Source organism: Streptomyces lushanensis, from assembly GCF_001700515.1.
Taxonomy (GTDB): Bacteria; Actinomycetota; Actinomycetes; order Streptomycetales; family Streptomycetaceae; genus Streptomyces; species Streptomyces lushanensis.
On sequence record NZ_MAUD01000092.1, the window covers coordinates 24,639 to 35,826 of the forward strand.

Consider the following 11,188-nt stretch of genomic DNA (forward strand, 5'->3'; position numbering starts at 1 on the left):
GTCATGCCTCCAGGGGTCGTGTGTCCGCCTCGGGGGGAACGATCGGCGGCCCCGCGCCATTCCCGGACGGATGCCGGAAACCCTCTTCCCGGCCCCCGGCGGGTACGGCGGAGCCCGGGCCGGTCCGGCGGACCGCCGTTCGCGCGCCGTGCCTCGTGCCGTCGCCGTTCGGGCGGTCCGGTTCGGCGGCGAAGTGGGCGGAGAGCGCGGCCAGTACGGGCGCGGGGCGCTCGACGTTGGCCAGGTGGGACGCGTGCGCGATCTCGGTGAGGCCCGCCCCGGGGATTCCGTCGGCCAGCTCACGCGCGTGGGCGGGCGGGGTCGCGGGGTCCTCGCGGCCCGCGATCACCAGGGTCGGTGCGGTGATCCCCGGCAGCTCCGCGCGCAGGTCGAACCCGGCCAGCGCGTCGCAGCAGGCCGCGTACGCCTCCGGGTCGGCGGCCCGCAGATCGGCCACCAGTGCCTCGGCGGCCGGTTCGCCCGCGAACCCCGGCGTGAACCAGCGGTTCGCGGCGGAGTCCGCGACCGGGCCGGTGCCCCTCGCCCGGACCAGGGCCGCGCGCTCCCGCCAGCCGGACGGCTCCCCGAACCGTGCCGACGTGCACAGCAGCGCGAGGCCGCGGATCCGGTCCGGGTGGTTGACGGCGAGCCATGTCCCGACGGCTCCGCCGAGCGACACACCGGCGTACGCGAACGTCTCGATCGCCAGGCTGTCGGTGAGCTCCAGGACCAGCCGCCCGAGGTCGGCCACGGTCGCTCCCGGGCCGGCCACGGTGGCTCCCGTCCGGATGAGCCGCGCCGGCGAGTCGCCGTGCCCCGGCAGGTCGTAGCGGACCACTCGGTGCGTGCGCGCGAGCGCGGGAGCCTGGGCGTCCCACACGGCGAGCGACGTGCCGAGGGAGGGGCCGAGGACGAGCGGGGGCGCGGTGCCTGGGCCGTCCACGCGGTGGTGCAGCAGATGGGTCATACGGTCTCCTCGGTCCGGTCTCCTGCACTGCCCTCACGGGTGCTTCGCCCGCTTCGGGCGTCAGGGCGGCGCACGCCGCAGGGCGCGGTCGACCAGGGCCCCGGCCGAGCCCAGGTAGGTGAGGGGGTCGGTGAGTTCGCGGAGGCGTTCCTCGGGCAGGACGCCGGCGAGCGCGGGCTCTTCGAGTAGCGCCTCGTCGAGTTCGAGGCCCTCCTCGACCGCGCGGCGGGCGGCTCGGGCCAGGGCGGATCGGGCCTTGTCGCGTCCGATCAGGGCGGTGAAGGCCGCGGCGAGGTGCTCGGAGACGATGAGGCCCTGTGTGGCGGCGAGGTTGTCCCGCATGCGGTGGGGGTGCACGCGCAGGTCCTCGACGAGTTCGGCGGCGTCGCGGGAGGCACCGCCGACGAGGCGGAGGGCTTCGCGGAGGGGCTGCCACTCGGCGTGCCAGGCGCCGGCGGGGCGTTCGTCCTCGGCGGCGAGGGAGCCGAAGAGGACGCAGGCGAGGGCGGGAACCTGGCGGGCGGCGGCGGAGACGAGGGTGGCGCGGACGGGGTTGGCCTTGTGGGGCATGGCGGAGGAGGCGCCGCCGGTGCCTTCGGAGAGTTCGCCGGTCTCCGTGCGGGACAGCAGCAGCACATCGGCCGCGAACTTGCCGACGGCGCCCGCCGTGAAGGCCAGCGCACCGGCGAGGTCCGCGAGGGGGGTACGCAGTGCGTGCCAGGGCATCGCGGGCTCGGCGAGGCCGGTCTCGGCGGCGTAGGCGGCGAGCAGCAGGACACCGATGTCGCCTTCGAGGGCCACCCCGTCGGCCTCGGCGAAGGCGTGGAAGGCGGCCAACGTGCCCGCCGCGCCGCCGAGTTGGGCCGGGAGGGAGTCCCGGACGGCGGCGAGGCGGTCGCGGGCGTCGAGCACCAGGGCGCGCCAGCCGGCCGCCTTCAGCCCGAATGTGGTGGGGACGGCGTGTTGCGTCAGCGTGCGGCCGGGCAGCGGCGTGTCGCGGTGCTCGGCGGCGAGCCGGCCCAGCCCCCCGGCCGTGCGGTCGAGATCGGCCAGCACCGGCGCCAGGGCGCGGGAGGCGACCAGCATGACGGCCGTGTCCAGGATGTCCTGGCTGGTCGCGCCGCGGTGGACGAAGGCGCCCGCTTCCGCGTCCCGTTCGGCGACGGCGTCGGTGAGGTCGGCGACCAGCGCGATGACCGGGTTGCCGCCGGCGCGGGCGCGCAGCGCCAGGTCCCGTACGTCGTAGCGGCCGGTCTCGGCGGCCGCCTCCGTGACGGCGCCCGCCGCCGAGGCCGGGACGAGACCCAGCGCGGCCTGGGCGCGGGTGAGCGCGGCCTCGGCGTCGAGCATGGCCCGTACGTACGCGGCGTCGCCCGTGGCGGCCTCGGCCGCCGACCCGGCCCGCACCGGTGAGAGCAGGCCGAGGTCCTCGGCGGGGTCAGTGGAAGGCAAGGAAGACCGTCTCCTCGTGCACGCCGTCGTACCGCAGACGGATGTCGAACCGAAGGACACCCGGGGCCCCGCCGCCGTCCGGTGCGGCGAGCAGCGTGTCCCGGCGCCCGGGACTCAGCGAGGCGAGGAGCACATCGGCCGTCGGGTCGGCCCGTCCGGGCAGATAGACCCGGGTGCACAGATGGTGGAGCAGGCCGCGCGCGAAGACGATGAGCGACAGGTAGGGGGCTCCGCCCGGCGGCAGCGTACGGAGGACGTAGTGGCCGTCGGCGTCGGTGGCGACACGGCCGAAGCCGGTGAAGGCGACCCCGTCGCGGCCGATGATCCCGCCCGTGACGGGGTCGCGGCGCAGCGAGCCGGGGGCGCCGGTGCGGGATCCGTCGGGGGCCGGCTGCCAGATCTCGACGAGGGCGTCGGGCACGGGTTCGCCGGCGCCGTCGTAGACGTGACCGTGGACGGTGATGGTGTCCGGATGACCGGTGGGCGCCAGGTCGCCGCCCCTGGCGAAGGGGAGAGCGTAGCCGTAGAAGGGGCCCACGGTCTGCGAGGGGGTGGGGGCGAGGGACATCAGCGGCCTTCCTCGGTCCAGGTGGCGGAGGGGCCGTCGAGCACGATGTCCCAGCGGTAGCCGAGCGCCCATTCCGGGACGGACAGGTCGTGGTCGTAGGCGGCGACCAGACGGGCCCGCGCGGATTCGTCGGTGACGGACTGGAGGATGGGGTCGTACGGGAAGAGCGGGTCCCCGGGGAAGTACATCTGGGTGACCAGGCGCTGGGTGAACGCCGTACCGAAGAGCGAGAAGTGGATGTGCGCCGGACGCCAGGCGCCCACGTGGTTGCGCCACGGGTAGGCGCCCGGCTTGACGGTGACGAACTCGTACTCGCCGTCGTCGCCGGTCAGGGTGCGGCCGACGCCGGTGAAGTGGGGGTCGAGCGGGGCCGGGTGGTCGTCCCGCTGATGGGCGTAGCGACCGGAGGCGTTGGCCTGCCAGATCTCGACGAGCTGCCCGCGGACCGCTCGTCCGTCGCGGTCGAGGACGCGGCCGGTGACCTTGACGCGCTCGCCGAGGGGCTCGCCGCGGTGCTGCCTGGTGAGGTCGTGGTCAAAGGCCGTGACGTCCGTGACGCCGAAGACCGGCCCGGACAGTTCGACGGCCTCGGGGTCACCGTGGACGGCGACCAGTGGCCGCTCGGGGTGGCGCAGGAGACTGCCGCGGTACGGGGCGTAGCCGCGGCCGGGGTGGTTCTCCACGGGCGCGCCGGCCGCGACGCGTGCGGCGTACGCCTCGCGCTCGTCGGCGATCTCGGCGCTGATGTCGCCCTGGGTGAGAAGGGTGGTCATCCGGGTCTTTCCTACCTTTCCAGGACGAGGGCGAGGCCCTGGCCGACGCCGGCACAGAGGGCGGCCACACCGGTGCCGGAGCCCGCCGCCTTGAGCTGGTGGGCGACGGAGCCGGCGAGCCGGGCGCCGGAGGCGCCGAGCGGATGGCCGATGGCGAGGGCGCCGCCGTACTTGCCGACCGGGGTGCGGACGGCGTCGACGACATGGACCTCACGCGGGCGGAAGCTCACCGGAGGATCCCTTCGGCGACGCGGACCTCGGCGGCCGTCTTCCGGCCGATCTCCTCGGCGGTGACGCCGGGGGCGGTCTCGACCAGCACCAGACCGCCTTCGGTGACGTCCAGAACGCCGAGGTCGGTGATGATCCGGTCGACGCAGGCCCTGCCGGTGAGCGGCAGCCCGCACTTCTCCAGGATCTTGGGGCTGCCGTCCTTGGCGGTGTGGGTCATGGTGACGACGACCCGGCGGGCGCCGTGCACCAGGTCCATGGCGCCGCCGATGCCGGTGACCATCCTCCCGGGGACGGCCCAGTTGGCGAGGTCGCCGCCGGCGGAGACCTGCATGGCGCCGAGCACGGCGGTGTCGATGTGGCCGCCGCGGATCATGCCGAAGGACAGGGCCGAATCGAAGAAGGAGGCGCCGGGCAGGACCGTGACGGTCTCCTTGCCCGCGTTGATCAGGTCCGGGTCGAGCTCGTCCACGTACGGGAAGGGTCCGGTGCCGAGGATGCCGTTCTCGGATTCGAGGACGACGTGGACGTCCCCGGGGAGGTGATTGGGGATCAGGGTCGGCAGGCCGATGCCGAGGTTGACGTACTCGCCGTCGCGCAGTTCCCGGGCCGCGCGGGCGGCCATCCCCTCTCGCGTCCAGGCCATCAGCCCCGCACCTCCCCGGGCGTGACGGTGACCTTCTCGATTTTCTTGCCGGCGGCCTGGCCCGGGGTGAGCGCCACCACGCGCTGGACGAAGATGCCCGGCAGATGGACCTGGTCCGGGTCGATCCCGCCGGGCTCGACCAGTTCCTCGACCTCGGCGACGGTGATCCGGCCCGCCATGGCGGCGAGCGGGTTGAAGTTGCGGCTGGACTTGTTGAAGACCAGGTTCCCGTGGCGGTCGCCCCTGGCCGCCCGGACGAGGGCGAAGTCGGTGGTGATGCCGCGCTCCAGGACGTACTCGGTCCCGTCGAACTCGCGGATCTCCTTGGGCGGGGAGGCGAGGGCGACACCGCCCTTTCCGTCGTAGCGCCAGGGCAGGCCGCCGTCGGCGACCTGGGTGCCGACGCCGGCCGGGGTGAAGAAGGCGGGAATGCCGCAGCCGCCGGCCCGCAGCCGCTCGGCGAGGGTGCCCTGCGGGATCAGTTCGAGCTCCAGCTCACCGCCCAGGTACTGGCGGGCGAACTCCTTGTTCCCGCCGATGTAGCTGCCGATGACACCGGCTATCCGGCCCGCGGAGAGCAGTACGGCGAGGCCCGAGTCCATGGCACCGCAGTTGTTGGACACCACCCGCAGGCCGCTGACGCCCTTGTCGTGAACGGCGCCGATCAGCGTGTCGGGGACTCCGGCGAGACCGAAGCCGCCGACCGCGATCGACGCCCCGTCAGGAATGTCGGCCACGGCCTCCGCGGCCGACGCGACCACCTTGTCCATCCGCCGCCCCCTTCCGACCCTTGTTCGCCCAGTGAACTTTAGTTCATCTCTTTGCGCACGGCAGAGTGTGATCCGAGGGCACGGCCCTGTCAACGCCACGCGTCAGAAGTCCCCGCGCCTCGGCGCGGTTCTTCCGCGGTCCCGGCGGGAGCACGGACCGTACGCCCCGGCCGTTCCCGTCGGACGCCGCCGCATAGGGTGGGCGGATGCAGGAGCAGTACCGGACCGTCGCCCGCGCGGGGACCCACGAGACCGAGATCAACCGGTCGCGCTTTCTCTGCGCGCTGACGCCCGCCGCGACCGAACGGGAGGCGCAGGAGTTCGTCACCCGCGTCCGCAAGGAGCATCCGACGGCCACGCACAACTGCTACGCGTATGTGATCGGCGCCGACGCCTCCGTGCAGAGGGCGAGTGACGACGGAGAGCCCGGCGGGACGGCGGGGGCTCCGATGCTCCAGATGCTGATGCGGCGCGAGGTGCGCTACACCGCCGCGGTCGTCACCCGCTACTACGGGGGCGTCAAACTCGGCGCGGGCGGGCTCATCCGCGCGTACGGCGGAGTGGTCGGCGAGACCCTGGACGCCCTGGGCACGGTGACACGGCAGCGCTTCCGGCTCGCCACCGTCACCGTCGACCACCAGCGCGCGGGCAGGCTGGAGAACGATCTGCGCGCCACGGGCCGTACGGTGCGCGAGGTGCGCTACGGCGAGACGGTCACCATCGGCATCGGCCTGCCGGACGCGGACCTGGCGTCCTTCCGTGTCTGGCTCGCCGACACCACGGCCGGAACGGCCGTACTGGAACTGGGCGGCGAGGCCTTCCTTTGAGGATTCTGCACACCTCCGACTGGCATCTCGGCCGGTCGTTCCACCGCGTGAGCCTGCTCGACGCCCAGGCCGTCTTCCTCGACCATCTCGTCGCGACCGTCCGGGAGCACGAGGTGGACGTGGTCCTGGTCGCGGGGGACGTCTACGACCGGGCCGTACCGCCGCTCGCCGCCGTGGAGCTCTTCGACCGCGCGCTGCACCGCCTCGCCGGGGCCGGCGTACCCACCGTCATGATCTCCGGCAACCACGACTCGGCGCGCAGACTCGGTGTCGGTGCCGGGCTGATGGAGCACGCCGGGATCCATCTGCGGACCGACCCGGCCGGCTGCGGCATTCCCGTACTCCTCTCCGACGCCCATGGCGAGGTGGCCTTCTACGGACTGCCGTATCTCGAACCGGCCCTCGTGCGCGACGAGTTCAAGGCGGCGAAGCCCGCCCACGAGGCGGTGCTCGGTGCCGCGATGGAGCGGGTGAGGACCGACCTCGCGGGACGCGCTCCCGGTACCCGCTGCGTCGTCCTCGCGCACGCCTTCGTCGTGGGCGGTGCGCCCAGCGACAGCGAGCGCGACATCACCGTCGGAGGAGTGGCCTCCGTGCCCGTGGGGATCTTCGACGGCGCGGACTACGCCGCCCTCGGCCATCTCCACGGCTGCCAGACCCTCACCGACCGTGTCCGTTACGCGGGTTCACCGCTCGCGTACTCCTTCTCGGAGTCCGGCCACCGCAAGACCATGTGGCTGGTGGAGCTGGGGCCGGGCGGCGAGATCGAGGCCGAGCGGGTCGACTGCCCGGTGCCGCGCGCGCTGGCCAGGATCCGCGGCCCGCTCGACACGCTGCTCGACGATCCCGGGCTCGCCCGGCACGAGGACTCCTGGGTCGAGGCGACCTTGACGGACCCGGTCCGCCCGGCCGAGCCGATGGCGCGGCTCACCGGGCGTTTCCCGCACACACTCAGCCTGGTCTTCGCTCCCGAGCGCGCGGACGACGATCCGCTCGCCTCCTACGCCCAGCGGCTGGCGGGCCGCACCGACCAGCAGATCGCGGAGGACTTCGTGGCGCATGTACGGGGCGGAGCCGGGCCCGACGAACGCGAACGCGCGGTATTGCGGGGCGCGCTGGACGAGGTACGGACCGACGGCGCGGCGCGCGAGGTGAGCCGGTGAGACTGCACCGGCTCACGATCACCGCCTTCGGCCCCTTCGCCGCCACCCAGACCGTCGACTTCGACGCGCTCTCCGCCGCCGGGCTCTTCCTGCTGCACGGCCCGACCGGCGCGGGAAAGACCTCCGTGCTCGACGCGGTCTGCTACGCGCTGTACGGAGCCGTGCCCGGGGCGCGGCAGAGTCCCGGCGCCCCGCTGCGCAGCGACCACGCGTCCGCCGGGACCGCCACCGAGGTGGCGCTCGAACTGACCGTGGGCGGACGGCGGTTCGAGATCACGCGGCGGCCCGCCCAGCAGCGCCCGAAGAAGCGCGCCAAGGGCTTCACCACGGAGAAGGCGCAGAGCCTGCTGCGCGAGTACGACAGCGGGCGCGCCGAATGGCGGGCGCTGAGCCGCTCCCACCAGGAGATCGGCGAGGAGATCGGCCTGCTTCTCGGGATGAGCCGTGAGCAGTTCTGCCAGGTGGTGCTCCTCCCCCAGGGCGACTTCGCCCGCTTTCTGCGGGCCGACGCCGAGGCGCGCGGCAGGCTTCTCGGCACGCTCTTCGACACGCGCCGGTTCGCCGCCGTCGAGGAACGGCTCGCCGAGCTGCGCCGGGCCGCGGAACACCGGGTACGCGCGGGTGACGACCGGCTGCTCGGCATCGCGCAGCGCATCGCCCAGGCCGCGGACGGCAGTTCGGCCCCCGCGCCGCCCGAGCGCCGACCGGGTGACGCCGGGCTCGCGCAGGCCGTTCTGGAGTGGGCGGCGATCGCCCGCTCCACCGCCCAGGAGCGGGCCGACATCGCCGAGTCGGCGCTCGCCGCGGCCGAGAGCCGACGGGCGGAGGCCCGCAGTGAGCTGGACGCCGCACAGGAACTGGCCCGGCTGCAAGGGCGGTTCGCCGAGACGCGGCTGCGCGCCGAAGCGCTGGAGGAACGCCGCGCCGAGCGCGACCGCGGCCAGGAGCTGCTGGACCGGGGTCACAAGGCCGAGTTGGTGGCCCCGGCGCTCGCCCTGCGCGACGAGGCCGAGGAGGCGCACCGGGCGGCGCGCGACGAGCACGACCGTACGCGGGCGCTGCTGCCGGCCGATCTCGCCGAGGCGGGCGCCGAGCAACTGGCCTCGCGGGAGCGGGCCATGAGGCAGGAAATCGGTGCGCTGGACGCGGCCCGGCGCGCGGAGCCGCGCAGTGCGGAGATCACCGAGGACCTGGCCGAACTGGACCGGCAGGCGCGGGCCGACGAGGAGATCCTCCAGGACGCGGCGGGCTGGCTGGCGGGCTGGGAGTCCGGACGCCGGGCGCTGCGGGACCGTATCGAGGCCGCTCAGGAGGCGGCGACCCGCGCCGAACAGCTCGCCGGACGGCTCGAACCCGCCCGGCAGCGGCTCGAAGCCGCCGTCCGGCGCGACAGCCTGGAAGCGGCGGCCGACGACGCCGAGCGGCGGCTGCGCCGGGCCAGGGAGCACGCCAACACCGCGCACGAGAGCTGGCTCGAACTGCGGGAGGGGCGGCTGCGGGGCATGGCGGCCGAGCTGTCCGCCCGGCTGGTCGACGGCGAGCCCTGCGCGGTCTGCGGCTCGGCCGCCCATCCCGAGCCCGCGCGCGCCACCGACGGACAGGTCGAACCGGCCGCCGAGGAGGCCGCGCTGACGGAGTATCAGCGGACGGCGAAAGCCCGTGACACGGCCGAGCGCGAGCATGTCGCGCTCGTGGAGCGCTGCACGGCGGCCCGCGAGGCGGCCGGAGGTACGGGCGGCGGTGCGGACGGGAGCGCGGACGGTGATGCCGACGGGGGCGCCGGTGTCGCCGAACTCACGGCGCTCACCCAGAGGTTGGAGCGGGAGTACACCGAGGCGCACCGGCTCGCGGCCGGTACGCACGCGGCCCGCGAGGCGCTCGACCGCGCCGAGCGCGAGCACGAGAAGCGCCTCGCCGCGCGGCAGCAGGCCGAACGCCGGGGCGCCGCCCGTACCTCACGGCGCGAGGCCCTCGACCGCGAACAGAGCGCGCTGCTCGCCGAGTTGAGCCGCGCCCGGGGAGACGCCAGGTCCGTCGCGGAACGCGCCGGACAGCTTGAGCACCGGGCCCAGTGGCTCGCCGAGGCCGCCGAGGCCGTACGCGCGGTCGACACCACGGCCCTGGGGCTGAAGGAGGCCGACGGCCGGCTCGCCGGCGCCGCCTTCCGGGCCGGTTTCGACACTCCGCAGGCCGCGGCCGGCGCCCTGCTCACCGCCAGGGACCGGCGTGAACTCCAGCACCGGCTGGACGAATTCCAGGCCGAGGCCGCCGCGATCGCCGACCGGCTCGCCGAACCGAACGCCCGGGCCGCCGCCGCGTGCCCGCCCGCCGCCACCGCCGCCGCGCGGGACGCCCTCGACCGGGCGGAACGGGCCTCGCGGCACGCGTCCGCCACCGCCGTCGGCGCCCGGGAGCGCCGCGCCGAACTGGCCAGGCTCTCCCGGCTGGCCGAGACGGAGGTGCGCGCGCTCGGCCCGGTGCGCGAGGAGTACGACCGGGTGGCACGCCTCGCCGGACTGACCGCGGGCACCTCCGCCGACAACGAGCGCAGGATGCGCCTGGAGTCCTATGTCCTGGCGGCCCGGCTGGAACAGGTCGCCGCCGCGGCCACCGTACGGCTCCAGCGCATGTCCTCCGGGCGGTACGCCCTCGTCCACTCCGACGCGCGGGCGGGCGGGGCGCGCAGGTCGGGACTGGGACTCCAGGTTGTCGACGCCTGGACCGGCAGCGCGCGCGACACCGCGACGCTCTCGGGCGGCGAGACCTTCTTCGCGTCCCTGGCCCTGGCCCTCGGTCTCGCGGACGTCGTCACCGACGAGGCCGGTGGCGTACGGCTGGACACCCTCTTCATCGACGAGGGTTTCGGCAGCCTGGACGACCAGACGCTGGACGAGGTGCTCGACGTCCTGGACACACTGCGGGAACGCGACCGCAGCGTCGGCATCGTCAGCCATGTCGCCGATCTGCGCCGCCGTGTCCCGGCCCAGCTGGAGATCGTCAAGGAACGGCACGGCTCGGCGGTGCGCCAGCGCGCGACGGGCGAGCCGGGGACGTGACGGCGCGGAACGGCGGCGTGACGGCGCGGACGGCGGCTGAGCGGACGGCGGCGGCTGAGCGGGCGGTGCCGTGTGGCCGAGCAGACGGTGCGGGCTCTCAGCGGCTGAGGGAGCGGCGGGGCAGCGGCGAGGAGTAGACGACGCTGGTGGTGACCGAGCCCAGGGTGCCGATCCGGCCCGAGATCTCTTCAAGATGGCTCATCGAACGGGCGGCGACCTTCAGCACGAAGCAGTCGTCGCCCGTCACATGGTGCGCCTCCAGAATCTCGGAGGTCGCCTCCAGCAGGTCGTGGAACGGCTTGTAGTTGCCGTTCGGGTAGCGCAGCCGTACGAAGGCGAGGATGGGCCGGCCGAGCCGCTCGCGGTCGACCACCGCGGTGTAGCCGGAGATCACCCCGGCCTCCTCCAGCCGGCGCACCCGCTCGGTCACGGCGCTGGCGGACATGGAGACGGCCCTGGCCAGCTCGGCGAAACTGACCCGGCCCTCGCGTTGCAGGACATCCAGCAGGTGCCAGTCGGTGGCATCCGGCGAAAACTCGGTCATCACCGAGAAATAGCAGGCGAAGCCCCTGTCCATCAAGGCAAGGACCGGGGAATCCCTCTTCAGCGGACGGATCTGCGACCGTAGATTTCTGGGCATGACCACACATTCCGGCCCGCGTGCCGCCACTCCCGCCCCCGCCCTCGCTCCCGCGCCTTCCCTCGCTCCTGCCCCTGCGCCCGCGCCCGCTCCCGGCC

The 11,188-nt window shown here is 74.4% G+C and carries 10 protein-coding genes and 1 pseudogene; 3 read left to right on the forward strand and 8 right to left on the reverse strand.

Annotation, left to right across the window (positions count from 1 at the left end):
• Nucleotide 1: 1 nt before the first annotated feature.
• From pcaD to BFF77_RS09030, 7 genes and pseudogenes are all read right to left on the reverse strand, one after another.
• Entirely contained in the window at nt 2–967 is a 966-nt protein-coding gene (gene pcaD / locus BFF77_RS09000; protein ID WP_079124965.1) for a 3-oxoadipate enol-lactonase, read from the reverse strand.
• Nucleotides 968–1,027: 60 nt separating this feature from the next.
• The gene (pcaB, locus tag BFF77_RS09005) at nt 1,028–2,419 is read right to left on the reverse strand and encodes a 3-carboxy-cis,cis-muconate cycloisomerase (RefSeq protein WP_066946033.1); all 1,392 of its coding nucleotides are present in this window, start codon (nt 2,417–2,419) and stop codon (nt 1,028–1,030) included.
• On the reverse strand, nt 2,406–2,987 hold the full coding sequence (gene pcaG / locus BFF77_RS09010) for a protocatechuate 3,4-dioxygenase subunit alpha (RefSeq protein WP_066946036.1): 582 nt from the start codon (nt 2,985–2,987) through the stop codon (nt 2,406–2,408). Before pcaG ends, pcaB begins: the two co-directional genes overlap by 14 nt.
• On the reverse strand, nt 2,987–3,760 hold the full coding sequence (gene pcaH, locus BFF77_RS09015; protein ID WP_066946038.1) for a protocatechuate 3,4-dioxygenase subunit beta: 774 nt from the start codon (nt 3,758–3,760) through the stop codon (nt 2,987–2,989). Before pcaH ends, pcaG begins: the two co-directional genes overlap by 1 nt.
• Before the next feature lie 11 nt (nt 3,761–3,771).
• A pseudogene (locus BFF77_RS09020) lies at nt 3,772–3,939 on the reverse strand (3-oxoadipyl-CoA thiolase); the annotation flags it as partial.
• Between the two features lie 47 nt (nt 3,940–3,986).
• Entirely contained in the window at nt 3,987–4,634 is a 648-nt protein-coding gene (locus BFF77_RS09025; protein ID WP_066946043.1) for a CoA transferase subunit B, read from the reverse strand.
• Nucleotides 4,634–5,404: a CoA transferase subunit A gene (locus BFF77_RS09030; protein ID WP_066946047.1), complete on the reverse strand. Its 771-nt coding sequence runs from the start codon at nt 5,402–5,404 to the stop codon at nt 4,634–4,636. The genes BFF77_RS09025 and BFF77_RS09030 overlap by 1 nt, the downstream gene beginning before the upstream one ends.
• Before the next feature lie 206 nt (nt 5,405–5,610).
• Between BFF77_RS09030 and BFF77_RS09035 the strand changes: the two genes are divergently transcribed.
• Genes BFF77_RS09035 through BFF77_RS09045 form a run of 3 tightly spaced genes read left to right on the forward strand, consistent with a single transcriptional unit; the run spans nt 5,611 to nt 10,450 of the window.
• On the forward strand, nt 5,611–6,231 hold the full coding sequence (locus BFF77_RS09035) for a YigZ family protein (RefSeq protein ID WP_066946050.1): 621 nt from the start codon (nt 5,611–5,613) through the stop codon (nt 6,229–6,231).
• Nucleotides 6,228–7,394 carry an exonuclease SbcCD subunit D gene (locus BFF77_RS09040; protein WP_066946053.1) on the forward strand — a complete coding sequence of 389 codons (1,167 nt, stop codon included), beginning with the start codon at nt 6,228–6,230 and terminating at the stop codon, nt 7,392–7,394. The genes BFF77_RS09035 and BFF77_RS09040 overlap by 4 nt, the downstream gene beginning before the upstream one ends.
• Nucleotides 7,391–10,450: an AAA family ATPase gene (locus BFF77_RS09045; protein WP_066946056.1), complete on the forward strand. Its 3,060-nt coding sequence runs from the start codon at nt 7,391–7,393 to the stop codon at nt 10,448–10,450. The genes BFF77_RS09040 and BFF77_RS09045 overlap by 4 nt, the downstream gene beginning before the upstream one ends.
• Before the next feature lie 97 nt (nt 10,451–10,547).
• On the opposite strand, the gene BFF77_RS09050 is transcribed toward BFF77_RS09045, so the two are convergent.
• Complete coding sequence (locus tag BFF77_RS09050; RefSeq protein ID WP_066946077.1) at nt 10,548–10,994, reverse strand: Lrp/AsnC family transcriptional regulator; 447 nt, start codon at nt 10,992–10,994, stop codon at nt 10,548–10,550.
• Nucleotides 10,995–11,188 lie beyond the last annotated feature (194 nt).

What these genes read in the sequence shown, in the direction of transcription:
- pcaG (WP_066946036.1), bottom strand. Translation starts at nt 2,987, where the DNA reads ATGTCCCTCGCCCCCACCCCCTCGCAGACCGTGGGCCCCTTCTACGGC.
- BFF77_RS09035 (WP_066946050.1), top strand. Translation starts at nt 5,611, where the DNA reads ATGCAGGAGCAGTACCGGACCGTCGCCCGCGCGGGGACCCACGAGACC.
- BFF77_RS09050 (WP_066946077.1), bottom strand. Translation starts at nt 10,994, where the DNA reads ATGACCGAGTTTTCGCCGGATGCCACCGACTGGCACCTGCTGGATGTC.
- pcaH (WP_066946038.1), bottom strand. Translation starts at nt 3,760, where the DNA reads ATGACCACCCTTCTCACCCAGGGCGACATCAGCGCCGAGATCGCCGAC.
- BFF77_RS09030 (WP_066946047.1), bottom strand. Translation starts at nt 5,404, where the DNA reads ATGGACAAGGTGGTCGCGTCGGCCGCGGAGGCCGTGGCCGACATTCCT.
- BFF77_RS09025 (WP_066946043.1), bottom strand. Translation starts at nt 4,634, where the DNA reads ATGGCCTGGACGCGAGAGGGGATGGCCGCCCGCGCGGCCCGGGAACTG.
- pcaD (WP_079124965.1), bottom strand. Translation starts at nt 967, where the DNA reads ATGACCCATCTGCTGCACCACCGCGTGGACGGCCCAGGCACCGCGCCC.